Here is a 26,427-nt window from a genome sequence, read left to right on the forward strand (position 1 = left end):
TGAGACACGAGTGCACCCATATCAGACGATTCGCGAACATCTTGAATATGTGCGATAGCGCACCAAAACGCACCGACGTTCGGGGGAGCATTGCCTGGCACCGTCCTGCTTCCGATGGCAGATCGGCGCTACACCTTCTGTTCAGATTTCTTTCAGCTCCTGGCACTTCTTGACATAAACTTGTAAGTCGTTACGGGATCGAAATATGTTAAACGTCAGCCTCAGGTCACAACTGCAGACGTATCTGCGAAACATTCGCAGACCTGTCGAATTGATCGTGTCGCAGGGCGGCAGTCAAAAATCGCACGAGATGCTGACGATGTTGAACGAAATCGCGTCGTTGACAGATCTGGTGACGGTAATCGAGGAGCAGCAGGACAACCCACGCAAGCCGTCATTTTCAATCAGGCAGGCGGGAGGAAGACCCGGTATCCAGTTTGCCGCCACTCCAACAGGGCCTGAGTTTTCGTCCCTTGTCCTGGCAATACTCCAGGTTGGAGGACATCCCGTAATAGCCGACCGTACGACCATTGAACAGATTCGAGCGCTAGAACGTGACTACTATTTCGAGACCTATATTTCGCTATCTTGCAAAAGCTGTGTGGACGTTGTGCAAGGGCTGAACATGATGACAGTGATCAATCCACGGATTCACAACATTACGATCGACGGAGAAATTTTTCAAAGTGAGGTGTCGGCGCGTGATATTAGCGTTGTGCCGACGATCTACATGAACGGCGAGGTATTCGGTGAGGGGCGCAGCAGCTTTGTGGAGCTCGGCGCGAAACTTTACGACATAGAACTGAGCATGAGAGCAGCACTGCACGCGGCGGGCAAGCAGTAGCACTGACCTGCAGGTCATATCATCGCGGACCTTTCGTGCGCAACTCACGCGTCGACGCCTGCCGTGGCCATCCGGCTCGACCTGAGACAATCACTCGCCTCCGAAACGGCCGCTGGGGAATGACGTCGATGACGGGTTATCTCGCGCCGTAGAAATGACGGTACTGCCACGATGCCTGCTTTTTCAACTCATCGTCTGCCCATGGCCCGGTGCCGAATCTGCTGACCGAAAGAGGCGTCAGGTCGATTGGAGGTGCGCCGTCGATAATCCACGTGGCAAGAGCTTCGCCCAGTGCCGGGGCAATGGACAGGCCCGCGACATTGCAGCCGCTCGCGAAGTAGAATCCACGAATTGCCGACGCTGGGCCGACAATGTGCTGCCCATCTGCAGTCATCGTTGGCAGCCCCCCGCGATGCTCACGCACCGCTGCCTTGAGAAGGACGGGAAGTTGAGCCTCGACGTCTCGACCGTAGTGCCAGAGCACCCCCGCATCAAGTGACAGATCCTTGATGTCGAAGTTGGTGTCGAAGTCATTCATGTCGAAGAATGTCGGGTTGTCCTCGTAGACCCCCCAGAGAAATCCGCCCTCACAGGGCCGCATATAGACGGCAGCGTCCATGATCCGGACCATCGGCAATTCTGCGCGGGCACCCGCCACCGGCTCGGTGACGAACAGTTGCTGCGCTGTCGGGATAAGGGGAACACGAATTCCGCTGGCTTCGGCCACTTGTCGAGTCCAGGCGCCGGCTGAATCGACGACAACCGGGGCGCGAATGCGACCGCGCGTGGTGTCGACACCCGTGACCTCGCCATCCTCGATCAGGACGCGCGTGACCGGAGTCTTCGGCAGTACCTCCACACCGTGCGCCTGCGCCGCACGAGCGAAGCCGACGGCCAGTTGGGCGGGATTGAAATACATGTCGTCGCCGATACGCATCACCGCCGCTACTCCGATCGTTTCAAGAAACGGGTTGAGCCGGTGGGCCGCGTTCAGGGAAAGCTCCTCCACGTCCAGGCCGTTGCGCCGGCCGCGCAGGATGTCTTCCTGAATGACCTCGGCATCTTGCGGGCGCCGCGCAACCTTGAGGCTACCCGACTGCACCCAATCCAAAGGCTGGCCGGTGTCCGCAGAGAACTGCCTGATTTTGTTTGCCGCCAACGTGATCAAGTTGATCATCAGGTCATTCTTGCGCAAGCAACTGACCATGCCAGCCGCTCGCGGAGAAGTCTGTGAGCCGATTTCGTGCCGCTCGAGAAGCACGATGCGATGGGTGCCCCGTTTAGCCAGGTAATACGCTGTAGCCGCTCCAAGTCCACCGGAGCCAATCACGACCACGTCCGCGGATTCGGCCATCGCTGCTTCTCCTGCTGGTCGCGCCAGTCGACCTGTCGGTCGGGGGCGTTTCAGCCATGATATGCGTCAGGAGCGGGACTGGGGACGGCCGCGAACCCACGGATGACGCTTAGACATCGAAAGCTGCCCTTCATCCCATGTAACGTTCAACGGCAGAAGTGGGGTCGGCTGCGGCCGGTTGCACCAAATGGCGGTGCGGTGGCGGTCCCTTTGACAACCTCCTTCCGACTATTCCGCCGCAGGTTTCGACCCGGCGCCTCGCGTTGCGCGTTCGTCGGCAAGCGGACCGTTCTCAACTTCGAGCGCCGACGGCAACAGGTGATCGCAGAACTGCTCGCGCAGCTTCAGTTTGTGCAGCTTGCCAACCGCCGTATGCGGCAATTCGTTGACGAAGACAACGTCATCTGGCATCCACCACTTCGCGACCTTGCCCTCGTAGAACGCGAGCAGTTCGTCGCGCGTGACCTCCGCGTCCTTGCGTTTGACGACGAGCAGCGGCCGCTGCGCCCACTTCGGATGGGCGCAGGCGATGCAGGCCGCCTCGGCGACGGCCGGATGCGCGATCGCGATGTTCTCGATTTCGATCGAACTGATCCACTCGCCTCCCGACTTGATCACATCCTTGCTGCGGTCGGTGATGCGCATGAAACCGTCCCGGTCAATCGTGGCCACGTCGCCGGTCGGAAACCAGCCGTCGACGAGCGGCGAGTCATCCTTCTGGAAATACCGCTTGATCACCCACGGACCGCGCGTGTGCAGTTCGCCGAACGCGACGCCGTCCCACGGCAGATCGCGCCCATCGTCGCCGACGATCTTCATGTCCACGCCGTAGATCGCGTGCCCCTGCTTTTCGCGCAGCCTGCGCTGCTCTTCCGGCGGCCGCTGTGATTGTTCCCAGTTGAGTGTTGCGAGCGTGCCGAGCGGTGACATCTCGGTCATGCCCCATCCGTGAATGGCTTCGACGCCGTATTCCTCGAAGGAGCGCAGCATGGCCGGCGGGCACGTCTGTGATCGAGAAAGTTGAGCGACCGCATATACAGGGTCGACTTCGGACGGTCACAATAGGGGGAATTCGGCCGCGACCTGTCACTGAAGCGTAGAGAACCAGTCCTGCTGTCGTGTTGCAGTGCGCTTGTCACCGGGACGGCAGCCCGGCTGCAGCACCGGACTCGGCCGTTCCACAGCGCTTTTGATGGAGCAGAGTCGCCGGTTTGTCGCTAACCCGGGCATGCTGCATACTGAAATGGATCGCGCGCGACAGGAAAAGCGCCACGGTGGCGCTGACTGCAATATGGCCGTCGCATCTGGGTCGAGCGCGGTGCGTCACTTGCTGACACCTTTTTGCGATAAATGGCGAGTTCGCAACGATTCAGCGTGGACCCAACTGCCTTCGCAGGAACGGCACGATCGTTTGAGCAACGGCGTCAGGATTGTCGATGAAAGGCCAGTGTCCACTGTCCGACAGGATCAGCACCTCGGCACGGGGAAAGACCTCGCGCTGTCGCTCGGCGAAGTTCACGGAAATATAGGGATCGTGGGCACCCCATACAACCTGCGCGGGCAGATCCAGCGGGCGCGTGAATTGGCAATGCCCTGCATGGCGCCGTTCGTTTCGCGGGTGTTGCGGTAGAGCCGTAGCACGGCGCGTCGGGTGCCGCCATCGAAGCTTTTAAACGCCTGATCGACGTATTCCGACGGCAAGCCACGCGGATTTCCGTGCCGAAGCAGCAGCCGCATCCCGGCTCGCGTTGTCGTGGCCATGAACAGTTCACCCCGCCAGCGCGCCTGCCAGATGCGCGCCAGATAGTGCCAGCGATAGTCAAGCAGAACGCCTGTGTCGATCAACGTTACGCTCGCAATGGCGTGAGGGTTTGTAGCGGCCCACGCAAGCCCCCAAGGGCCGCCAAAGTCGTGCATGACCAAGTGAGCACGCCGGACATTGCACTCGGCTAGCAGTCGGCCAAGGTGGCGCGCGTAGCCAGGCACGCTATAGTCGAAATGTTCCGGTTTGTCTGCAGCGCCGAACCGGGCATGTCCATGGCGACGGTGCGGCCAAACTCACCGACATCGGCCACGAGTCGCGTCCAGTCAGCCGTCGATCCTGGATTGCCATGCACGAAGACGACAGCTTCAGTGGCTTCCGGTATACCAGACTCCAGTATCGGGGAACGGATTCCGTCGACGCGAACTGATGTCGCTCTCATGACACCTTCCGTATGGGAAGTACGAACCAACGCGAACCTACGTTCAGACCGGCGCTTCGGGTACGGGAAACGAATCTGCCGGAACTGCTGACCCGGCTTGAACTGGCATTGACGGGGATACCCGCGCACAAGTCTGTCTGCAGAGCGCTGTTGGAGGTCAACAAACGTCTCGGCTCGGCCGGGGGAAAAGCCATCGTATCCACAAATCGCTCCGCGTCACCGCGGCGGCGTCAAAGTGCGACTGAATCCTTGCCACTCTTTTCTTGAACGCTGTCACAAGCACACGTTGTTGAAGGCGTTTCCCGCGACGCAGGTGAATCGCCGCCGGAAGCTTTCGCGCCGCTTCGCATCCGTCAAGATTCGGCCATGACCAGTCAATCGCGCCATGCTTCGGAATGACTCGTCAGGGGCGGTCATCGGACATTTGATCCGGATTCCTTCGGAGACGCTAGATGTTCTAAACGACGAAATCGACGAATGTTTTTGCGCGCCAAGAGAGAAAGCGTGTCTGAGGGTACGCAAGATTTACTGTTGGAGCGATCGAATAGTATCCCGGCTGCGGTGGTTTAACTTTTACGCGTTCAATGGCTTGATAGTCACGGAAGACACGCCCGAGAATGTCCCGGCTGGGGTCATTCTCGTAAAACTGACCGTCGCGGCTCAACGCGCCGGATTGATAGCGGACGCAGCATCGGGCCTCATCCCACGAGGAACGGGTGTCTGACTCTTGTGATGCGAGGGCGGTGTAGCCGGCGAGCCTTGAATGAAGACATGCTGCTGCAATGTGGTTGTGTCCGTGTTACGCAGGATGATGTCGGCAAGCGTCGTGTTCGTAATCATACTGGTGGTTGCAGGATCGAAACCCTGGTTGAGCCAGAAGAAACGATCTCCTGCGCGCAACGCGGAAAACTGGTCGCCGATGATTCGCTGAAACGTTGGCCCGACAACCGCGTTGGGCGCATGCGCTTCCGCGAGTCCGCCAATGAAAAGGTCTACTTGGTCGATGGTGCCGTAGACGGTTTTTAAACGGGTTTGCAGCGCAGGATCGCTGGTCAATGCATCGAACGAGCGATAAGGCGCGAGGCCTAACGCGATGCGGATCTGGTTCAGGCTGCCAACGCCGAGATCGCGTTCACGCTGGATGTCGATTGCGATCAGATCGATCAGGTCGACGCCGCCGCCCACGAGGCTGGCAGCCAGCAGATTGCGTAACGTCGCGACCACGTACACATCCGTTGCCTGCGCGAAATCCAGACTCAGCGTGCGCAGGAGGGGATCGGTCCCGTTCGCAATGTCGAGTTGAGGTGAATTGAAGAACGCCTGGCTGAGCCCTTCACTGAAGGTGGTGACGCCATTGTTGTCCACGCCCTCCTGGGTATCCGAAATCTGCGAATGACCGACGCGGAACGCAGCAGCCGAGAATTCCTGCGAGATCTGCGCGTTCTGGGAAGAGTCGTACCCCTTGTACGGGCCCAGCACTGAGCCGATCAGTACCGGTAAATATTCGGAATACACGATGTTCTCGTACTCGGCGGTGGTGATGGCTCGCGCCATGTTGTACAGCTGATCGTCTGACCATGCCGGTTGCTGGGCCTTCAGCTGACCTACCCAATAATTGTGCTCGCGCATGAAAAGCGTCGTGGTCGCTGTGAGTTCGGGATTCTCCATCACCCGCGGATCGCCACTTTCAAAGACACCCGCGACAATCGGAAGAAACTGGCCATTGGGCGTCGCTTTCAAGGTGCCGTCTCCATTGCGCAAGCTATCGGCCATCGTCTGAGTCGAGCCGTAGAGTTGCGACAGATCGAGATATCCGGCAACCGTGTTGATGATCGTATCGGTCGCCGGACTGCGCACCGCGCGGGTCATTGAGATGACGGTGCCGGCGGTCACGTCGGGATCATTTGCGGGAATGGTGATGTTGATCGCGTCGGTTGTGAGCGGTGCAGCTTCTAGACCCAGATCGTGATCGACGAATTGTCCCCACACATAGAGCCATGCAGAGGCAACGGGATCAGTGGTCTGGCCGTTTTGTCCCTGAGCGCCCGTGCCGCCCGAAATAACGTTCGAGATGGTCCGGGGATTCGGGCCGCTTATCAGGCCGTTGGCCGTGCCAGGCGCGAAGTTCAACGGGGCCAGTTTCAATTCCGGACTGCCCGGTGTGGCGTTGAAGTTGGGATTGGCGAAATTATTATCAGCGCCGCCGATTGGGCGAAATGACTGTAGCAGTGTAATTGGATGAGCTGTGGAGGGAGCGCCGTGATTGTCGGCGAAAACCCTTGCTGGAAGTGCAGCGGCGGCGATTATAAGTGCCGAACACCCCACCCGCATATATCGATGAATGCGCAATTTAATTCTCCTCGTTGTCTTTAATCGATCGACGTGACTGATCCGCCCGCGCTTTCTGAAGGCGCGGCATGGGTCGATCGTCGTTGACGCCTTGCGGATGGAGGGCGCAAAGGCGTAAGGCACGATGCAACGAAGAAGAGGGAAATTCAATAACAAATAATATTACGATCGACGCGCTTGATTTGGTTTGACTATGCGAACTGAATACAGCGATTTGTATGATTTGACTACCGCATGTTTCTATCAGGATCAGCGCGCGTGAAGGCGGAATAAACTTACTTGGTTGCAACCCATTTGTTTTAACTTACCGATCGCTGATTTCCGATAGGAATATCATAAAATATATTTTTTCGGGTGGAAATCAGGTCATCTTTTCCGATGATCGATAGCAATGGAAACTCGAAACCCAAAAGACCCATGACTCGAATGACCTTATTGACAATGGAACGGACGATCGAGCGTTTAAGCGAATGGCGCTTGTGGGTCGAGTGCGGAAATCGCTGCAGGCCGACGACCGCGGAGCCCGGCCAGATCAGCACTTGCGACCTCGGCCATTAACGCCCGTTGCTCTGCTTCAGAGTAGGTCGCGGCCTGGAAAAACCGATTGCGCTCGGGCACGGGGTGATCCATAAGCGAACGTCTATGATGTTGCAAGCAATGTCTAATTATCGTGAAAGTACGTGCGGCCCTATGCTTGCTTAGTGCAGTCGGAAGGTTTGGGGCGGGGTTGATGAGGTGCGCCACTACCGCGTTATGCACTCTGGCAGCGCTGCGAGTGCACTGGCAATAAGGAGACGACGCGGTCTGCGCCGCGTATCAATGTAAATGACGACCACCATTATTTTTTCCCATGCTGCGTGTCTGGATCATCGCCCGGGCCTTGACCATCCGGAATCGCCGGAACGTCTGAAGGTCGTGTTGCGCGCGTTGCAGTCGCCGGAATTTGCGGCGCTGGAATGGCGCGATGCGCCGATGGGCACACTCGATCAGGTGCAATTGATCCACGACCAGGCCTTCGTCGATGAGGTCGCGGAGATCGCCCCGCAGCGGGGTTATGTGCCGCTTGATGCGGGCGACACGGTGATGTCGCCGGGCTCGTGGGAAGCCGTGATGCGCTGCGTCGGCGCGGCTTGTGCCGCCGTCGATGCGGTGATGAACGCGCAGGCGCGCAACGCGTTTTGCGCCACGCGTCCGTGTGGTCATCACGCCGAGCCAGCGAGGGCAATGGGTTTTTGCATTTTCAATCAGGCTGCAATCGCTGCGGCTTACGCTCATGAAGTACACAAGCTCGAACGCGTCGCGGTCGTCGACTTCGACGTCCATCACGGCAACGGCACCCAGGCAGCATTTTTCAACCGCCCGGAGCTGTTTTACGCCTCCAGCCACCAGTCGCCTTTGTATCCCGGTACGGGCGCCGCATCCGAGACCGGCGTGAACCACAACATTGTCAATGTCCCGTTGCCCCGTGGATGTGATTCGGCACTCTTCCGTGCACGGATCGAGTCCGACATGTTGCCGGCGGTACGCCAGTTCAGCCCCCAACTTATCGTCATTTCGGCAGGCTTCGACGCGCATCGCCTGGACCCGCTCGCAAGCCTGAACCTCGAGGACAGCGATTTTCGTTGGATTACCAGTGAGTTGATGCGTATTGCCGATGCGACGTGCGAGGGGCGCATCGTTTCGATTCTGGAAGGGGGTTATAGCCTGGAGGCCCTGGCCACTGGCACGATGGCGCATGTCCGTGCCTTAATGAATGTTCGATCAGGCTCACAGGTTACCGGGCCTACGCAGTGACTTCCGGCCGTGACCGGCCATGAAGGGTCATTCGTCCGTCGTGTCACCCGGACATTCGGATGGCGGCTCCGGCCCATCAAACGGCCAATCGACTGCCGGAGGTGAAGGTTGCTTCATAGAGCACCACTCCGGTCAGCGGAGCCTGCCAACAATTGGCCGATCCTGAACCGGTCCAGGAAAAATCGAACAGGCGTCGACGAAAGGAACGCAGCTCAAAGCCAGGTGCCGCCCTGGCGTTCGGTCGGCTCTTGTGCAAGGGCGTCGAAATCGTGAATCCAGTCCAGATGATGCAGCAGGCTGTCGCGTGCGCGAAGGCGGGCGTTGCGCGCCTGCGCCTCGGGTCCGTCCGGCAGATGCAACACGTCAGCCGTCGATATCGAGGCGTATTGCACCTTGCGCGTACGGCCCCGCCGCAACCGCTCGTAGGCCTCCTGGGCCTCGCGCCAGCGACCCGGCCCCGCCTTGGCCAGCTGCGCGGCCAGCACCACGGCATCTTCGATCGACTGATTGGCGCCCTGGCCATGGTGCGGCACGAGTGCATGCGCGGCATCGCCGATGAGCGTCACGCGGCCCTTGCTCCAGCGCCCGAGCGGGGGACGATGGAACAGGCCCCAGCGCTGGCTGATCGGCATCGCCGTGATCATCTGTACCACCGCCGGATGCCAGTCCTTGAACAGGCGCAGCTGCTCACCCTCGCTCGCTGGCGTGACCCAGTCGCGCGACGGCCACGGCGAGGGATGGCGCTCGACGAGCAGAAAGTTCTGGTCGCCTTTGTCGCCGATCGGATAGTGAAGCAGATGGCCCTGTGGTCCGACCCAGAACTGAATAGCCTCGGGATCGGGTAGCAGATCCATACGCCCGGCCGGCACCACGCCACGAAAACCTGAGCAGCCCGAATACAGGGCGTCGTCGTAGCCGAGCATCCAGCGCCGCGTGATCGAGCGCGCCCCGTCCGCGCCGATCACCAGATCGGCGTCGATGTGACGACCGTTGGCGAAACTCAGACTCACACGATCCGGATGCTGCACGAGATCGGTCAGCCGATGGCTGAGATTGATGCGCTCGAGGCCGATCGCGTTCGACAGCACGGCCTGCAGGTCCGCGCGGTGTATGCCCCAATAGGATCCCCCGAACTGCTGGCGATAGCTCGGTTCGCCACGATGCTGTCCAATCACTTCGCCGCTGCGCCCGTCCCGATAGATCAGCGCGGGTATTTCAGCGCACACCGCGTCGAAGGCTGCACGCAGTCCCATGCGCTCGTAAAACCGCGTCGCGTTCGCCGACAGCGCGACTGCCGCTCCGACCTCGCGAAGCTCGTCGGTCTGTTCGTAGAGCTGCGCGTCGATGCCATGTTCTCGCAGTGCGAGCGCGAGCGTGAGGCCGCCGATGCCAGCACCGATTATTGCGATCTTCAGATCCAGCTGTTCCATGGGGTGTCTCCAGTATTCAGACTGTGTGTTTGAGTCGGCACGGCACGCATACCGTGCTGAAGTCGGATGCGTGCGCCGTGTCTGAATTCTCGGCGCTGGTCGTCCATTTCACAATAAAATGGGGTGAATCTGCATCATCACTGAAATCAATGAAGCCGGGATACCCGCGTCATGAATCTGAGTGAAGTTGATCTCAATTTGCTGCTGCTTTTCCAACGGTTGATGCAGGAGCGGCGAGTATCGACCGTAGCCGAGCAGATGAACATGAGTCAGCCCGGCGTTAGCAACGCCCTCGCCAAACTGCGTCGACGGCTCGGTGACCCGCTGTTCGTGCGCGGGCCGGGCGGAGTAGTGCCCACGCCGTTCGCGTTGCGCCTCGCAGAGCCGGTTTCTCAGGCGCTCGCGATCCTGCACGCCGCACTCAATCCCGAGACCGGTTTCGATCCGCTGCGTGCCAGGCGCACGATAACGATCGGCATGACCGATATCGGTGAGGTCGTCTTTCTGCCTGCGCTTGTCGAACGACTGTCGCGCGAGGCGCCGGGCATCGCGCTCAATACCGTTCGCGACACGAGCGTCAATCTGAGCAACGAGATGGCCAAGGGCCGGGTCGATCTCGCCATCGGCCTGCTGCCGCAGCTCAAGGGCGGCTTCTATCAGCGCCGCCTGTTCGATCAGCGATATGTCTGCCTGTTCAGGCGCGGCCATGCGCTCGAAGATGCGCCGCTCACGCTCGCTGCCTGGCGTGAAGCCGAGCATCTGGTGGTGGTGTCCGCCGGCACCGGACACGGTCAGGTGGACGACTGGCTGAAACGGCGAGGCGTGCAGCGCCGGGTGCGATTGACGGTGCCGCACTTCATGAGCGTCGGCTACATCCTGCAACGCACCGATCTGATTGCCACGGTGCCGGAGCGACTGGCCTTGCAGCTGGCAGCGCCGTTCTCACTGAGCCTACGCGCGTTGCCTTCGACGTTGCCCGCCGCGCCGATCCATTTGCTCTGGCACGCGCGAGTCCAGCAGGACGAAGGCAATCGTTGGCTGCGCGGGGTGGTGATCGACCTGTTCGCGGATTCGGCGATGCAAACACGCAGAACGAAGTCCGTGCAAAAAAGCTCGTAGTTCGAAACAAGACATCGGGTCGAGCGGGCTGATCGAGGCGGTCGAGCGAGCAACTGGATCTGGCGCCATAAACTGCCGCTCACAGACGTCGTCGGTCGGACATTTCGGAGTCGGTTCCGCCCCGCAAGCGACCGTTGGCGGCGCGCCGACCCGACCGTCAGTTGCGGGCCGATGCTGTTGAAAAAGTCGCTGACGTCTCTCTCACAAGGTTTTCAGGGGTCTTACCCTTAACCGGCGTTCGCCAGCGGTTTGTAGGCCGGTCTGAGAGGTCGATTTTCTCACCGGTGATTTGAAAAAGCAGAGCAGCGACTTTTTCAACAGCATCGGTCGATGGCGGTCATCCGACAAAAGCGCGACCTAGCCGTTAGGTTACTGATCAGACGTGCCAATTCAAGTTGGAGCGCGCAATGCCTGCCGTCAGTTATGCCAAACTTTTTTTGTCGCAAGCCTCATGCTGAGGCGCTATACAACTTTATTTTCTCCACTATACGACTTTATTTTTACTCAACAGAAACGTTCTCATGGACGGTCGACGGGGTTAGCCGACGCGTCGAATGGGTGCGGCGTTTTCTCGATAGTCAACGCTAATTGCGTTCGGCATACATGCGGACAAAATAATGAAGAAGCGGGCACTCGCGATTGCACTGACTGAGCTGATGGGTGGACGTGTGACTGGCCAAAAGATGGGCGACATTCATGAGGGCATATCCAAACATGAGGTCGAATCAACGTTAGGAAAGCCGGACGGGTATCAACGGAGCGGGGAATACGAGGCGTTGCGCTACACGGATCGTCTAATCAGTGGATGGTCGTGGAACCGCACAGACTACACGGTGGTGCCGCAAAATGGTGGGGTGATCGAGTACGGCCCCGGTCAGGTGCGGCAGGAAGGGCCCATGACGCCGAGGCCCAGAAAAGCATCGCTGTCGCCGCGTTTTCGGCCGCGCGATGCGGGTGGAGGGGAATGGCGTGAGGTTAACCGGCTGTGCTGCTGCGCGCGTCGATCTGGCGCAGGTCCGGTTTGAGTGCGTCCGACAGCGGCGCGGCGCCGCCCGCACGGGTCAACTGCCACTTCGGAAAGACGCCCGATGAATCTACGCTCCACGATTGGCCTGCGCCGTCCGCGACGATCGCGCGCGCGCCGCGCAGTTTGGAGGCGGGCAGCCGGTGTGTGCCGACAGGCGCTTCGCGCTCGAATGACAGGCTGCCTTGCTCATTGAAGACGACGGCAAGCGGGCGTTCAGCCTGCCCGGACGCGCCGAGTGTCACGACCGCGGGCCCGGAAGGCGCGCGCAGTACCGCGTCGGCGGGCTTGCGGCCGGCGAGGATCGCTGCAAGCAGCGCAGACGGGCCGGCCGGACCGGCTTGCGGATCGGACTTGCTGGCGGTATCGGCGGCGTTGACCGTGTCGGCGGGCACTGCGTCGTCGGACGCCTCGCCGATGCGCTTGCGCACGAGAGGCGCCGGCGAGTCGAGTGCGACCGGTGCGGCCATGCCATCGGCCTGCACGACGAGCATCACATGCCAGTCGTCGGGCGTATTGTTGTAGCGCGGCGCGAGCGAGACGAGGCGCAATTGCGACGCGTCGAAGCCCGCTTCGCGCAGCAGCAGGTACTTGGCGACCGCAAAGTCCTTGCAGACGCCGCTCTCGGCGAAGAAGCGCGCGGGCGGATAGTAGCTGCCGTCGGTGCCGTCGCGATAGCGGATTTCATTGATCAAGGCGTTGGCCAGCATCAGCGCGGTGTAATCGCCCGCCTTTGCGCGCGCGTCGCGTACCTGCGTCACGAGCCGGTTCCAGCCTGCGGGCTTGAGTTGCCGATGCGCACGCATCGCGTCGCGCAGACGCTGCACGCGCGACGCGCCTTCGGCGGACGGTCGCGTTTCGCCTTCGAACAACGTCGCAACGAACATCAGGTCGCCGACCTGCGCAAGCTGAGGCCGCAGCTTCCGGTTCGCCTCCCACCACGTCGCGCTGCGCAGCCGTTCGATGCCGGGATCGAACGCGTCCTGCGCCGCTTCGGAGGCGTTTTCCCGGCCGGGTTCGGGTTGCGCGGCAGCCGGAATGACCGCTGCCGCGGGCGGTGTGGACTCGACGGCCGCTACGACGGGACGAACGATCGCGCCGCCCTGAATCGTCAGCGAAGACGGCTCACTGCGCGAAGGGCAGACGCTGTCGATCACCGCGATCGCAACCACGAGCGCAACGATGCTGCACAGTAATCGACGATGCAATCGCCCGCACATACGATCCCCACAATTCGGGCGAGTACGGAACGTGCCGACCCGCTTCAAGGTTGCCCGGGCTGCTCATACGGCCACCGCCGGGTGTCGCCCGGAACACTGCACATGACGTGCCAATCGTTAGTGTGAACGTGCAGGAACCGGACGGACAGGCGGTGCGCGGCGCGCACGCCGATTGTGCAGAGTTATATGTGGACCGTCAGGGTGCTGGATGGTGGCTCAAGGCCAACAGGTTGCAGCGTAATGTCGTTTGGGACGCGGCATGTGTTCGGCGGCGTACGGTGAGAAACGATCGGGGGAGGAGGGCGTTGCGAGGGAGCGCGAATTCGCCGGTTTCATGCTGGCGTGAGCGGTCTTGAAAGGGGCTGGATTGCTTTCGCGATCCAGCGGATGTGGCTGTCGTATTGTCATGCCGGGGCGGGGTGCTGGACTGACAGAGCGCTTTGGACTGGGAGCCAGAAGGCCTTGCCTATCGGCTTAAAGCGTGTGGCTTCGACTATATTGTCACGTCGTTCTGGCCGCTATCGCCTGCTGCGGCGAAAACTTTCGTATCCGCGTTTGTTGCCCGTGTTGGCGAAAGCCCTATACCCGATGCGTTCGTCGCCGCGTATCGACATGTCCTCGACGACTTGGGTGAGACGCGGACCTACCTTGAGGCGGGATGCGTCCAGCTCATGGGGTAGTTGCCAGTTGTTAGAGACTCGGCTTGCGCCTCAATCCGCAGTCTCTCAGTGTCGTCAGATCGATAGCGGCCTGGTTTCCAGCATCCTACCAAGATGGCGTCCTCGACATCAGCTTGAGTTTCAAGCCCGCATAGTCGAGTCCTTTACAAAGGGGGCGGGAATACACAGTCCGCTGAATCAGAGATCGGCCGCTTTTGCCGACACGGATTTTCCATTCCCGCTGACCGTCTGTTTTGGCCGACTATTTGCCGGACGACGCGAGCCTTAACCTTAACGACCGTTGTACCTTGGATGCTGTTGAAAAAAGTCGGCGACGGTCTACATAGCGAGGTTTTCATGGGTCGCTTTACCCTTAACCGAGGCCTACGAACGGCTTATAGGCCGATCTGAGAGGTCGATTTTTTGGCCGGCGGTGGGCTAACAAACTGCCGCGACTTTTCAACAGCATCCCTTTGAGAGCTGCCGTTGAGGCCGCGATGGATTGAAAGGCGGGAGTGGCTCCCCGGTTTGCGACGCTCGCCTGTGATGTGCCCGGCGGGCTATAGGACAAGGATACCGGGCATTGTCGACGGGGCGCGCCACAGAGCGCGCGCCTCACCTGGCCATATCAAACGTGGTAATAGCCGTCGCCCGCAGAATTCTGCAGCACGCCGTCGACGTAAACGCCCACGGGATCCCCGTCGGCCGACGTTAATATTGTGCCGTTGGCATGTTGGCCGATGAGCTTCATGCGGCCTCCGTGAATTTCGGCCATCGCCACGCGGTCCAGGTCAATGGACGTGGAAATGTCCATGATCGTCAGTGCTTTCATGATGCGCTCCTTAGGTGGGTAGAGGATGAGGACTGGACGAGCGGCCGGACGCTTGCCGGAACCAATGCATATGTTGTGCCATCGCGCTGGTTCACGCTGGCTTGTCCATCCAACGGCATCGGAGTGAGGCGTGGTCGGCTAACGGCCGCCACCTGAGATGATTTCAGTTGCCCGCACGCCAACACTACAGTAGCGAACGGAGCCGAAACGTCGCGTGCGAGCGTTGCCGCCGACGGACGTGCCGCCCACAGCGTCCGACGTCATCGCGGCGTTGCTGTCGGATGCCGTACTGGATGTATCAGTGTTGCCACCCGCATAGGCGAGCGTGGCGCACAACGCCAATGCGGCAATAGGGATCAAGGTCAGAGTCTTCATCGTATTCTCCAGCATGGGCGTGGATACAACCCCAGCGCTGACCGAAGTAACGCAGCATGCGCGGGGATTTCGTGCCGTTTCAAGAAAGGCATAAAGCCTCGTTGCGAGAACGCGGCACGTTCCTGCAACACCTGGGCGGAATTTCCGGTTATTCCCGAGCTACCGCTTTTTTGCGGGGAGGCACCACGACCGCTCCATAGAGGAATCGCTCGTTTCCAGTATCCAACTCGCGAAAAGAGGTGCATATGCGTGGTCGTCCCGACCGGTCGTGCATATGCCAGGCGCGACCATCTTCCGCTCAGGCTACAGGTGGCCGGTGTGGGTCGATCAGGGATGACCACCATCCGGCAGGACCCGGCCCAGATCGTGTCAAAACACTTTTTGGAGTGCCAAAATTTTCCATCCGATAGCGAGGGATGAGCAAGATGAAGCGGTTCGTTCAAGGCGACAATCGTACGCAAAGCTTTCTCCTGCCAGAAGCGCTTGCTGACTACGTGACGGACACAAATCCCGTGCGCGTAGTTGATGTCTTTGTCGATGAGCTTGATCTTCATAAGCTTGGGTTTGAAGGCGTCGAACCAGCTTTGACTGGTCGGCCGTCGTATCACCCCGAGGTGATGCTTAAGATTTATATCTACGGTTACCTGAACCGTATTCAGTCGAGCCGCCGCCTTGAACGCGAGGCCTGGCGCAACGTCGAACTGATGTGGCTCACGGGCCGCCTGGCACCGGACTTCAAGACCATTGCGCGGTTCAGTAAAGACAACGGCAAAGCGATCCGTATCGTCTGCCGTCAGTTCGTCGTGTCGTGCCAGCGTCTGGACCTCTTCGCCGAAGCGATCGTTGCGATTGACGGCAGCAAGTTCAAGGCGGTGAACCATCGCGACCGCAACTTCACCAGTGCCAAGCTCGAACGACGCATGCGCGACATCGAGTCAAGTATCGCTCGCTATCTCGCGGCGATGGACACAGCGGATCGTCAGGAGCCTGCAATCGCGAAGGTCAGGACGGAGCGGCTGCAAGACAAGATTGCGGCCTTGAAGGAGCAGATGCGAGGCCTCAAGGAGATCGAGGTCCAACTCGACGCAGCACCCGACAAACAGGTATCGCTCACGGATCCAGATGCTCGTTCGATGAAGACACAAGGAACGGGGGTTGTCGGGTATAACGTGCAGACCGCGGCTGACACAAAGCATCACCTGATCGTCGCGCACATCGTTACCAATGATGGCATCGATCGTGATCAGTTGGCGTCGATGGCGAAGCTTGCCCGTACAGAGATGGCCGTCGACAAACTCACTGCAGTTGCGAATCGGGGCTACTACAAAGAGCGAGGAGATACTCGCATGCCATAGGCCGGAATAAGCGTGTTCGTTCCGAAGACGGTGACATCAAGCGCAACGGCTAATGGCCGCTTCGGTAAGGATGACTTCATTTATAAGGCACAGACGAACGAATATCGGTGCCCGGCGGGCCAGCGGCTAATCTGGCGATTCTCAACTGTTGAGCGCGGTCTGAAGATCAGTAAATATTGGAGTTCGAATTGCCAGCTATGTCCGCTAAAAGGGAAGTGCACGCCAGGCCCTCAACATCGCGTGACACGCTGGGAACACGAAGCTGTTCTTGATGAGATGCAGGCGCGACTTGATCATGCGCCCGAGATGATGCGCATCCGGCGACAGACTGTCGAGCACCCGTTCGGCACGATCAAGGCATGGATGGGAGTCACTCATTTCCTGACACGGAGCATCGGGCGGGTGAGCACAGAAATGAGTTTGCACGCGCTGGTGTACAACATGAAGCGGGTGATCAAACTACTCGGTTCAGAAGCGGTTATGAAGGCGATGCGGGCGTGACGCCCGTATTGGCTTGTTGAGCCTTCGTGATGTGTGCGGCTGTGATTTGACGTTCGGCTTGCCGCAATCGACATGCGGCGATCCGCGCCGAGACAGGGCTTCGTCAATTCCCAGTGGCTACGCGTTTTGACACGCTCACGGGCCATGAGCGGGCGGTCGACGTCACCGCGGAGATCGTTGACAATGCCGTGTCGGTGTGTCGAAAGCCGGGAGCAAACATAAGGAAAAAGTGCAACTCCGCAGAAATCGTGCTCAAATGCCCAGTGTTTATGATCGTTCAGCGAAAACGCAAATTGATTCTCCGACGCAGTTATGTCGAAGGCTGATGCTGGCGATTGGGTTTTGCGGTATGCGTGACGGTATCATCGATACACACGCTGGCAGCAACCCCGTTCCCGCAAGGGCGCAGCCACTGAATTGACAATCGATTGGGAGCAGAATTTTCGTCGGGAAACATTATTTGCTAGTTGATTGACTATTAAATCCCTGTTTTTACAGGACTTTATATTTTGGATTGTCGCTTGGAAGTTCTCGCATTCTGAGAATGTGGGAGGAACTCGTGGCGTTCCGGTTTGGTGCAACTGCACCTGGCGACGGATAATAGCGGCTACATTATTTTGAACGCTATTTTTAGGATTCCCCCATGGAAATTAAAGTCAACTTTCTCGATAAGCTACGTCTTGAAGCCAGGTTCGATGACTTCACGGTAGTGGCCGACCAGCCTATCCGTTACAAGGGCGATGGCTCGGCGCCTGGTCCCTTCGATTATTTTCTGGCCTCTTCGGCCTTGTGTGCAGCTTACTTTGTGAAGTTGTACTGCGTAACTCGCAATATTCCTACCGAAAATATCCGCCTGTCGCAGAATAATATTGTTGATCCGGAAAACCGGTACCAACAGATTTTCAAGATTCAGGTTGAGTTGCCGGCGGACATCTCCGACAAAGACCGCCAGGGCATTTTGCGTTCCATCGACCGTTGTACGGTCAAAAAAGTGGTGCAAGCAGGACCCGAGTTTGTAATTGAAGAGGTGGAGAGCCTGGATGCCGATGCTCAGTCCTTGCTGACGTTGAAGCCGGCTTCTGACGCCAGCACCTATATTGCGGGCAAGGATCTGCCGTTGGAGCAAACCATCGCCAATATGTCGAGCAGTTTGGCGGGCTTGGGCATGAAGATTGAAATCGCTTCGTGGCGCAATATCGTTCCCAATGTGTGGTCGCTGCATATCCGCGATGCGCACTCACCGATGTGTTTTACCAATGGCAAGGGAGCAACCAAAGAAAGCGCCTTGGCGTCGGCGTTGGGGGAGTTTATCGAGCGCCTGAATTGCAACCATTTCTATGGCGGCGCATTTTGGGGCGAAGACATCGCCAATGCGGCGTTTGTACATTACCCGAACGAGCGCTGGTTCAAGCCTGGCCCTGAGGATGCGCTGCCGGCTGAAATTCTGGATGCGTACTGCCTGCAAATTTATAATCCCGATGGCGAGTTGTATGGCTCGCATCTGTACGACACCAACTCCGGCAATGTGCAGCGCGGTATCTGTTCGCTGCCGTATGTGCGGCAGTCGGACGGCGAAGTGGTGTATTTTCCGTCCAACCTGATCGAAAACCTATTCGTCAGCAATGGCATGAGTGCCGGTAATACGCTGGCCGAAGCGCAGGTGCAATGTCTGTCCGAAATTTTCGAACGGGCGGTAAAGCGTGAAATTCTGGAAGGTGAAATCGCATTGCCTGATGTGCCGCACGAAGTGCTGGCGAAATACCCTGGCATTCTGGCTGGGATTCAGGGGTTGGAAGAGCAGGGCTTTCCGGTGCTGGTAAAGGATGCGTCGCTGGGTGGGACCTACCCGGTGATGTGCGTCACATTGATGAACCCGCGGACAGGCGGTGTCTTTGCCTCGTTCGGCGCACATCCAAGCTTCGAGGTGGCGCTGGAACGGAGTCTAACGGAATTGCTGCAGGGGCGTAGTTTTGAAGGCCTGAACGATTTACCTCAGCCGACCTTTGTCAGTAACGCCGTAACTGAATCAAATAACTTTGTTGAGCACTTCATTGATTCCAGCGGTGTGGTGTCGTGGCGCTTTTTCAGCGCCAAAGCGAATTTCGAGTTTGTTGAGTGGGATTTTTCTGGCCTGGGTGAAAATTCCAATGCCGAGGAAGCAGCAACCTTGTTCGGCATTCTCGAAGACATGGGCAAAGAGGTGTACATGGCGGTGTATGACCAGCTGGGTGCCGTAGCCTGTCGGATTCTGGTGCCCGATTATTCGGAAGTTTATCCAGTAGAGGATTTGATCTGGGATAACACAAACAAGGCGCTGTTGTTCCGCGCCGATATTTTGAACTTGCATCGCCTGGACGATGCCGGCCTGGCGGCACTGCTTGAGCGGTTGGAGAACAGTGAGCTGGATGAGTACTCCGATATTGCCACTTTGATCGGCATCGAATTTGACGAGAATACGGGCTGGGGGCAGCTAACCGTTCTCGAGTTAAAGCTGCTGATTCATCTCGCCTTGCAGCAATTTGAGGCGGCGCAAGAGCTGGTGGGAGCTTTCCTGCAGTACAACGACAACACGGTCGAGCGCGGATTGTTTTACCAGGCCTTGAATGTGGTGCTGGAGGTGCTGCTCGATGACGACCTGGAACTGGACGACTACACGGTTAACTTCCGTCGGATGTTTGGCAACGCTCGGATGGACGCGGTAATGGGGTCAGTAGACGGCAGCGTGCGGTTCTATGGTTTAACGCCAACGAGTATGAAACTGGAGGGTCTCGATAGGCACGACCGCTTGATCGACAGTTACAAAAAATTGCATAAGGCGCGGGCGAATGTGGCGGCTACAGCGCATTAGGATTTCGAGTCATGGCTGGATGCGATGATGCCGTTCATCCCCAGCACAAACGCATGTTGGATACCCGAGCGACCATCACCGCGCAGCGTCACAAAGATCTCGTTGAGATGCCCGGTGCTCGCTGTCTTGTGTCGGGCCGCTTTCACGCGGTGAGCAAAGCCTGCACCGAATTTGTTGCCCAGCAACGGACCGTCTCGTACGTCACGACCACGCCGCGCTCGAAAAGTAACTCCTCAATGTCGCGCAGGCTCAACTGGAAGCGAATATGCCAACGCACGGCGCAACTGATAACACCAGCGGGGAAACGGTGGCCGTGATACAGCGATTTTGATTTCGTCATCGCGGAATCTTACGCGACGACCCCAACAACCTGACAACGCCGCCGGGAGGTCCACGACCTCCATTTATATCGCATTGCTAATTAATATGGCCTTGACAGGCGGGACGACGACGCTCGTCCTTGACACCCAAATTCGGCCGATTCCTGAACCACGCCGGCCTGCGCCGTGCCGATCTGGCCCGACATGTGGACATGAGCGCCCCGGCGATGTGCCGACAGCTGTCGCGACTGCGCACACTCGGTTTGATCAAGAAGGTGGCCCATACCTACCGCTACTACCTCACGTGTCTGGGCCGTGCCGCCATCGCTGCCGCCTGCTCGCTCGCCCGTTTCAACATCGTTCCCGTTCTGGCCGCAGCACACTGAAGTCTTCTCACAAATCGCGAAGACTTAACTCCTTAGTGACTAAATTCAACTCAGTAGCCCCAAAAAAAGAAATTTTCAAATATGCTTGACGGAGTGGTGGTGGATCCTCATAATTCGCCTCCCGTCTGATGACGGACGCAAGAAAGCAGAGCTTCTAAGCGAGTGATCTTTAAAAATTAACAGCCGATAAGTGTGGGCGCTTGATGCGCGACGCGCAGTGAACTCTTCGGGGTTTGCTGGAAGCGAAAGTATCAAGTCTCACACAGTAATGAAAGGAAGGTTTTTCTGCTGGGGTGGAAACGCGCTGGCAGGAGGATCATTCGTCAGTACGTTGAGTGAGCGACCGGTTCGTAACAGAACCGAAAAACAGTAACAGGTTTGAACTGAAGAGTTTGATCCTGGCTCAGATTGAACGCTGGCGGCATGCCTTACACATGCAAGTCGAACGGCAGCACGGGGGCAACCCTGGTGGCGAGTGGCGAACGGGTGAGTAATACATCGGAACGTGTCCTGTAGTGGGGGATAGCCCGGCGAAAGCCGGATTAATACCGCATACGCTCTACGGAGGAAAGGGGGGGATCGCAAGACCTCCCGCTACAGGGGCGGCCGATGGCAGATTAGCTAGTTGGTGGGGTAAAGGCCTACCAAGGCGACGATCTGTAGCTGGTCTGAGAGGACGACCAGCCACACTGGGACTGAGACACGGCCCAGACTCCTACGGGAGGCAGCAGTGGGGAATTTTGGACAATGGGCGCAAGCCTGATCCAGCAATGCCGCGTGTGTGAAGAAGGCCTTCGGGTTGTAAAGCACTTTTGTCCGGAAAGAAAACCTCTGGGTTAATACCCCGGGGGGATGACGGTACCGGAAGAATAAGCACCGGCTAACTACGTGCCAGCAGCCGCGGTAATACGTAGGGTGCAAGCGTTAATCGGAATTACTGGGCGTAAAGCGTGCGCAGGCGGTCCGCTAAGACAGATGTGAAATCCCCGGGCTTAACCTGGGAACTGCATTTGTGACTGGCGGGCTAGAGTATGGCAGAGGGGGGTAGAATTCCACGTGTAGCAGTGAAATGCGTAGAGATGTGGAGGAATACCGATGGCGAAGGCAGCCCCCTGGGCCAATACTGACGCTCATGCACGAAAGCGTGGGGAGCAAACAGGATTAGATACCCTGGTAGTCCACGCCCTAAACGATGTCAACTAGTTGTCGGGTCTTCATTGACTTGGTAACGTAGCTAACGCGTGAAGTTGACCGCCTGGGGAGTACGGTCGCAAGATTAAAACTCAAAGGAATTGACGGGGACCCGCACAAGCGGTGGATGATGTGGATTAATTCGATGCAACGCGAAAAACCTTACCTACCCTTGACATGTATGGAATCCTGCTGAGAGGTGGGAGTGCCCGAAAGGGAGCCATAACACAGGTGCTGCATGGCTGTCGTCAGCTCGTGTCGTGAGATGTTGGGTTAAGTCCCGCAACGAGCGCAACCCTTGTCCCTAGTTGCTACGCAAGAGCACTCTAGGGAGACTGCCGGTGACAAACCGGAGGAAGGTGGGGATGACGTCAAGTCCTCATGGCCCTTATGGGTAGGGCTTCACACGTCATACAATGGTCGGAACAGAGGGTCGCCAACCCGCGAGGGGGAGCCAATCCCAGAAAACCGATCGTAGTCCGGATCGCACTCTGCAACTCGAGTGCGTGAAGCTGGAATCGCTAGTAATCGCGGATCAGCATGCCGCGGTGAATACGTTCCCGGGTCTTGTACACACCGCCCGTCACACCATGGGAGTGGGTTTTACCAGAAGTGGCTAGTCTAACCGCAAGGAGGACGGTCACCACGGTAGGATTCATGACTGGGGTGAAGTCGTAACAAGGTAGCCGTATCGGAAGGTGCGGCTGGATCACCTCCTTTCTCGAGCTAACGTGTCAATGCGTTGAGCGCTCACGCTTATCGGCTGTGAAAAAGACAGACTCAGGGGTCTGTAGCTCAGTTGGTTAGAGCACCGTCTTGATAAGGCGGGGGTCGATGGTTCGAATCCATCCAGACCCACCACTGTTTCTGCGGTGGCTGCGCTAATGACTGAAACCCCTGGGGCATCAATACAGATAGCAATATCTGTGTGTGACTGGGGGATTAGCTCAGCTGGGAGAGCACCTGCTTTGCAAGCAGGGGGTCGTCGGTTCGATCCCGTCATCCTCCACCAATCTTCAATGCCGGTTTTACTGCGGCGGACCTTGCAAGAGGTTTGCGGTGTAGTGAAACAGGCATTGGCGATTGAGCCAGTCAGAGTGATAGGTGGTCATAGCGACCATCATATCGGCTGTCGTTCTTTAACAATCAGGAAGAAGTAGTAAAGAGATTCACGAAAGATCACTTAGAGATGGGTGGTTGAGTAGGTGAATCAGGGTTGTGATTGTATCAATGTATGAAAAGGTAATCGAAAGATTGCCTTGGAATACGGCGCAACACGAATACTCAACCTGTAGCGATTGTGGCGAGGCATGGATCTTCGGATCGGTGTTGAGACACACCCGTTATAGGGTCAAGCGAACAAGTGCATGTGGTGGATGCCTTGGCGATCACAGGCGATGAAGGACGCGGTAGCCTGCGAAAAGCGACGGGGAGCTGGCAAACGAGCTTTGATCCGTCGATGTCCGAATGGGGAAACCCACCTCTTTTGAGGTATCCGTGACTGAATACATAGGTCACGAGAAGCGAACGCGGTGAACTGAAACATCTAAGTAACCGCAGGAAAAGAAATCAACCGAGATTCCCAGAGTAGTGGCGAGCGAAATGGGATCAGCCTGTACTCTTTATCTTCATTGTTAGTCGAAGGCTCTGGAAAGTGCCGCCATAGCAGGTGATAGCCCTGTAGACGAAAACAGCGAGGAAGAACTGGGTGTACGACAAGTAGGGCGGGACACGTGAAATCCTGTCTGAAGATGGGGGGACCATCCTCCAAGGCTAAATACTCGTGATCGACCGATAGTGAACCAGTACCGTGAGGGAAAGGCGAAAAGAACCCCGGGAGGGGAGTGAAATAGATCCTGAAACCGCATGCATACAAACAGTCGGAGCCTCGTAAGGGGTGACGGCGTACCTTTTGTATAATGGGTCAGCGACTTACATTCAGTGGCAAGCTTAACCGATTAGGGCAGGCGTAGCGAAAGCGAGTCCGAACAGGGCGTTCAGTCGCTGGGTGTAGACCCGAAACCAGGTGATCTATCCATGGCCAGGATGAAGGTGCGGTAACACGTACTGGAGGTCCGAACCCACTAACGTTGAAAAGTTAGGGGATGAGCTGTGGATAGGGGTGAAAGGCTAAACAAACCTGGAAATAGCTGGTTCTCTCCGAAAACTATTTAGGTAGTGCCTCGTGTATCACCTTCGGGGGTAGAGCACTGTCATGGTTGTGGGGTCCATTGCGGATTACTACGCCATAGCAAACTCCGAATACCGAAGAGTGCAATCACGGGAGACAGACATCGGGTGCTAACGTCCGGTGTCAAGAGGGAAACAACCCAGACCGCCAGCTAAGGTCCCCAAATATTGCTAAGTGGGAAACGAAGTGGGAAGGCTAAAACAGTCAGGAGGTTGGCTTAGAAGCAGCCATCCTTTAAAGAAAGCGTAATAGCTCACTGATCGAGTCGTCCTGCGCGGAAGATGTAACGGGGCTAAGCAATATACCGAAGCTGCGGATGCACATTTATGTGCATGGTAGGAGAGCGTTCCGTAAGCCTGCGAAGGTGCATTGAAAAGTGCGCTGGAGGTATCGGAAGTGCGAATGCTGACATGAGTAGCGATAAAGGGGGTGAAAGGCCCCCTCGCCGTAAGCCCAAGGTTTCCTACGCAACGTTCATCGGCGTAGGGTGAGTCGGCCCCTAAGGCGAGGCAGAAATGCGTAGCTGATGGGAAGCAGGTTAATATTCCTGCACCATTGTTAAATGCGATGGGGGGACGGATCGCGGAAGGTTGTCCGGGTGTTGGAAGTCCCGGTCGCTGCGTTGGAGAAGGCACTCAGGCAAATCCGGGTGCGTAATTCAAGGGCGTGGCGCCATTCACTTAGGTGAAGAAGCAATCGGAAGTGGTTCCAAGAAAAGCCTCTAAGCTTCAGTTTAACAAGACCGTACCGCAAACCGACACAGGTGGGCGAGATGAGTATTCTAAGGCGCTTGAGAGAACTCGGGAGAAGGAACTCGGCAAATTGGTACCGTAACTTCGGGATAAGGTACGCCCCTGTAGCCTGACGCGCCTGCGCGCTTAGGGTGAAGGGGTTGCAATAAACTGGTGGCTGCGACTGTTTAATAAAAACACAGCACTCTGCAAACACGAAAGTGGACGTATAGGGTGTGACGCCTGCCCGGTGCCGGAAGATTAAATGATGGGGTGCAAGCTCTTGATTGAAGTCCCGGTAAACGGCGGCCGTAACTATAACGGTCCTAAGGTAGCGAAATTCCTTGTCGGGTAAGTTCCGACCTGCACGAATGGCGTAACGATGGCCACACTGTCTCCTCCCGAGACTCAGCGAAGTTGAAGTGTTTGTGATGATGCAATCTCCCCGCGGCTAGACGGAAAGACCCCATGAACCTTTACTGTAGCTTTGCATTGGACTTTGAACCGGTCTGTGTAGGATAGGTGGGAGGCTTTGAAGCGTGGACGCCAGTCTGCGTGGAGCCGCCCTTGAAATACCACCCTGGTTTGTTTGAGGTTCTAACCTTGGTCCGTGATCCGGATCGGGGACAGTGCATGGTAGGCAGTTTGACTGGGGCGGTCTCCTCCCAAAGTGTAACGGAGGAGTACGAAGGTACGCTAGGTACGGTCGGAAATCGTGCTGATAGTGCAATGGCATAAGCGTGCTTAACTGCGAGACCGACAAGTCGAGCAGGTGCGAAAGCAGGTCATAGTGATCCGGTGGTTCTGTATGGAAGGGCCATCGCTCAACGGATAAAAGGTACTCTGGGGATAACAGGCTGATACCGCCCAAGAGTTCATATCGACGGCGGTGTTTGGCACCTCGATGTCGGCTCATCTCATCCTGGGGCTGTAGCCGGTCCCAAGGGTATGGCTGTTCGCCATTTAAAGAGGTACGTGAGCTGGGTTTAAAACGTCGTGAGACAGTTTGGTCCCTATCTGCCGTGGGCGCTGGATATTTGAAGGGGGCTGCTCCTAGTACGAGAGGACCGGAGTGGACGAACCTCTGGTGTACCGGTTGTCACGCCAGTGGCATCGCCGGGTAGCTATGTTCGGAAGAGATAACCGCTGAAAGCATCTAAGCGGGAAACTCGCCTTAAGATGAGATATCCCCGGGGCTTCGAGCCCCTTGAAGGGTCGTTCAAGACCAGGACGTTGATAGGTCAGGTGTGGAAGCGCAGTAATGCGTTAAGCTAACTGATACTAATTGCCCGTAAGGCTTGATCCTATAACCGGTGTGTTTTACTACGCCACGGTTGAGATCACGTGTTGTGCCAGAAACAACACAACCCCAACAGCTTTACCCCTGGTGAGCATCACCAGAAACTACTTCTTCCAGATTGGTTGTACTGCTCCACGAGCAGTGCGACAACAAGTCATGCCTGATGACCATAGCGAGTCGGTCCCACCCCTTCCCATCCCGAACAGGACCGTGAAACGACTCCACGCCGATGATAGTGCGGATTCCCGTGTGAAAGTAGGTAATCGTCAGGCTCCCCTGCAGTAACAGAAACCCCACCCCCAAAAGGTGGGGTTTCTGCGTTTATGCACAAAAAATTTGTAGTCCTAGGAATAAGAAGCCGGATTTTGATATTTGCAGAGCCGACCAGTCGATACTGGGG

Annotated in this window: 12 protein-coding genes, 2 tRNA genes, 3 rRNA genes and 4 pseudogenes; 11 read left to right on the plus strand and 10 right to left on the minus strand. The window is 57.5% G+C overall.

Translation table 11 applies throughout. The features are described from left to right. The first annotated feature begins 205 nt into the window (after positions 1 to 205). On the plus strand, positions 206 to 844 hold the full coding sequence (locus P0D84_RS48220) for an alkyl hydroperoxide reductase subunit F family protein (RefSeq protein ID WP_408351558.1): 639 nt from the start codon (positions 206 to 208) through the stop codon (positions 842 to 844). A 136-nt stretch (positions 845 to 980) separates the two neighbouring features. Here the strand turns inward: P0D84_RS48220 and P0D84_RS48225 are convergent, their stop codons facing one another. From P0D84_RS48225 to P0D84_RS48245, 5 genes and pseudogenes are all read right to left on the minus strand, one after another. Next, positions 981 to 2,198 carry an NAD(P)/FAD-dependent oxidoreductase gene (locus P0D84_RS48225; RefSeq protein WP_408351561.1) on the minus strand — a complete coding sequence of 406 codons (1,218 nt, stop codon included), beginning with the start codon at positions 2,196 to 2,198 and terminating at the stop codon, positions 981 to 983. 228 nt (positions 2,199 to 2,426) lie between these two features. Continuing rightward, positions 2,427 to 3,200, minus strand: a pseudogene (locus P0D84_RS48230) (AMP-binding enzyme); the annotation flags it as partial. A gap of 367 nt (positions 3,201 to 3,567) precedes the next feature. Continuing rightward, positions 3,568 to 3,768: an alpha/beta fold hydrolase gene (locus P0D84_RS48235; RefSeq protein WP_408351970.1), complete on the minus strand. Its 201-nt coding sequence runs from the start codon at positions 3,766 to 3,768 to the stop codon at positions 3,568 to 3,570. Beyond that, positions 3,714 to 4,211: pseudogene (locus P0D84_RS48240) on the minus strand (alpha/beta fold hydrolase); the annotation flags it as partial. The gene P0D84_RS48235 and the pseudogene P0D84_RS48240, both read right to left, overlap by 55 nt. Before the next feature lie 851 nt (positions 4,212 to 5,062). Beyond that, positions 5,063 to 6,907, minus strand: a complete 1,845-nt coding sequence (locus P0D84_RS48245; RefSeq protein ID WP_408351564.1) for a peroxidase family protein — start codon at positions 6,905 to 6,907, stop codon at positions 5,063 to 5,065. A gap of 669 nt (positions 6,908 to 7,576) precedes the next feature. Here P0D84_RS48245 and P0D84_RS48250 point away from each other — a divergent pair. Further along, positions 7,577 to 8,545 (plus strand): histone deacetylase family protein, encoded by a 969-nt coding sequence (locus tag P0D84_RS48250; protein WP_408351567.1) that lies wholly within the window; start codon positions 7,577 to 7,579, stop codon positions 8,543 to 8,545. 212 nt (positions 8,546 to 8,757) lie between these two features. On the opposite strand, the gene P0D84_RS48255 is transcribed toward P0D84_RS48250, so the two are convergent. Continuing rightward, positions 8,758 to 9,975, minus strand: a complete 1,218-nt coding sequence (locus P0D84_RS48255; protein WP_408351570.1) for an FAD-dependent monooxygenase — start codon at positions 9,973 to 9,975, stop codon at positions 8,758 to 8,760. A gap of 171 nt (positions 9,976 to 10,146) precedes the next feature. Here P0D84_RS48255 and P0D84_RS48260 point away from each other — a divergent pair, with 171 nt between their 5' ends. Beyond that, the gene (locus tag P0D84_RS48260) at positions 10,147 to 11,094 is read left to right on the plus strand and encodes a LysR family transcriptional regulator (protein WP_408351573.1); all 948 of its coding nucleotides are present in this window, start codon (positions 10,147 to 10,149) and stop codon (positions 11,092 to 11,094) included. 975 nt (positions 11,095 to 12,069) lie between these two features. Here the strand turns inward: P0D84_RS48260 and P0D84_RS48265 are convergent. The 3 genes from P0D84_RS48265 to P0D84_RS48275 form a co-directional block, all read right to left on the minus strand. Then, positions 12,070 to 13,326, minus strand: a complete 1,257-nt coding sequence (locus tag P0D84_RS48265; protein WP_408351576.1) for a transglutaminase domain-containing protein — start codon at positions 13,324 to 13,326, stop codon at positions 12,070 to 12,072. A 1,299-nt stretch (positions 13,327 to 14,625) separates the two neighbouring features. Continuing rightward, positions 14,626 to 14,829 (minus strand): hypothetical protein, encoded by a 204-nt coding sequence (locus tag P0D84_RS48270; protein ID WP_408351579.1) that lies wholly within the window; start codon positions 14,827 to 14,829, stop codon positions 14,626 to 14,628. 138 nt (positions 14,830 to 14,967) lie between these two features. Beyond that, positions 14,968 to 15,204 (minus strand): hypothetical protein, encoded by a 237-nt coding sequence (locus tag P0D84_RS48275; protein WP_408351582.1) that lies wholly within the window; start codon positions 15,202 to 15,204, stop codon positions 14,968 to 14,970. A 425-nt stretch (positions 15,205 to 15,629) separates the two neighbouring features. On the opposite strand from P0D84_RS48275, the pseudogene P0D84_RS48280 reads away from it, so the two are divergent. Continuing rightward, positions 15,630 to 17,060, plus strand: a pseudogene (locus tag P0D84_RS48280) (IS1182 family transposase). A gap of 643 nt (positions 17,061 to 17,703) precedes the next feature. Continuing rightward, positions 17,704 to 19,908 carry an OsmC domain/YcaO domain-containing protein gene (locus P0D84_RS48285; RefSeq protein WP_408351584.1) on the plus strand — a complete coding sequence of 735 codons (2,205 nt, stop codon included), beginning with the start codon at positions 17,704 to 17,706 and terminating at the stop codon, positions 19,906 to 19,908. A 74-nt stretch (positions 19,909 to 19,982) separates the two neighbouring features. Here the strand turns inward: P0D84_RS48285 and P0D84_RS48290 are convergent. Next, positions 19,983 to 20,248, minus strand: a pseudogene (locus tag P0D84_RS48290) (transposase family protein); the annotation flags it as partial. Positions 20,249 to 20,368: 120 nt separating this feature from the next. On the opposite strand from P0D84_RS48290, the gene P0D84_RS48295 reads away from it, so the two are divergent. From P0D84_RS48295 to rrf, 6 genes are all read left to right on the plus strand, one after another. After that, a complete protein-coding gene (locus P0D84_RS48295) occupies positions 20,369 to 20,614 on the plus strand; it encodes a hypothetical protein (RefSeq protein WP_408351587.1) in 246 nt (81 codons plus the stop codon). A gap of 380 nt (positions 20,615 to 20,994) precedes the next feature. After that, positions 20,995 to 22,525: ribosomal RNA gene (locus tag P0D84_RS48300) — 16S ribosomal RNA — on the plus strand. Positions 22,526 to 22,589: 64 nt separating this feature from the next. Beyond that, positions 22,590 to 22,666: transfer RNA gene (locus P0D84_RS48305), tRNA-Ile, on the plus strand. Between the two features lie 75 nt (positions 22,667 to 22,741). Continuing rightward, positions 22,742 to 22,817: transfer RNA gene (locus P0D84_RS48310), tRNA-Ala, on the plus strand. 337 nt (positions 22,818 to 23,154) lie between these two features. Next, positions 23,155 to 26,033, plus strand: a 23S ribosomal RNA gene (locus P0D84_RS48315). Positions 26,034 to 26,186: 153 nt separating this feature from the next. Next, positions 26,187 to 26,299 (plus strand): 5S ribosomal RNA (gene rrf / locus P0D84_RS48320). Together the 16S, 23S and 5S rRNA genes with 2 tRNA genes alongside form the textbook arrangement of a ribosomal RNA operon. Positions 26,300 to 26,427: the final 128 nt, after the last annotated feature.

This window comes from Paraburkholderia sp. RL17-337-BIB-A (genome assembly GCF_046025895.1).
Lineage (GTDB): Bacteria > Pseudomonadota > Gammaproteobacteria > Burkholderiales > Burkholderiaceae > Paraburkholderia > Paraburkholderia fungorum_C.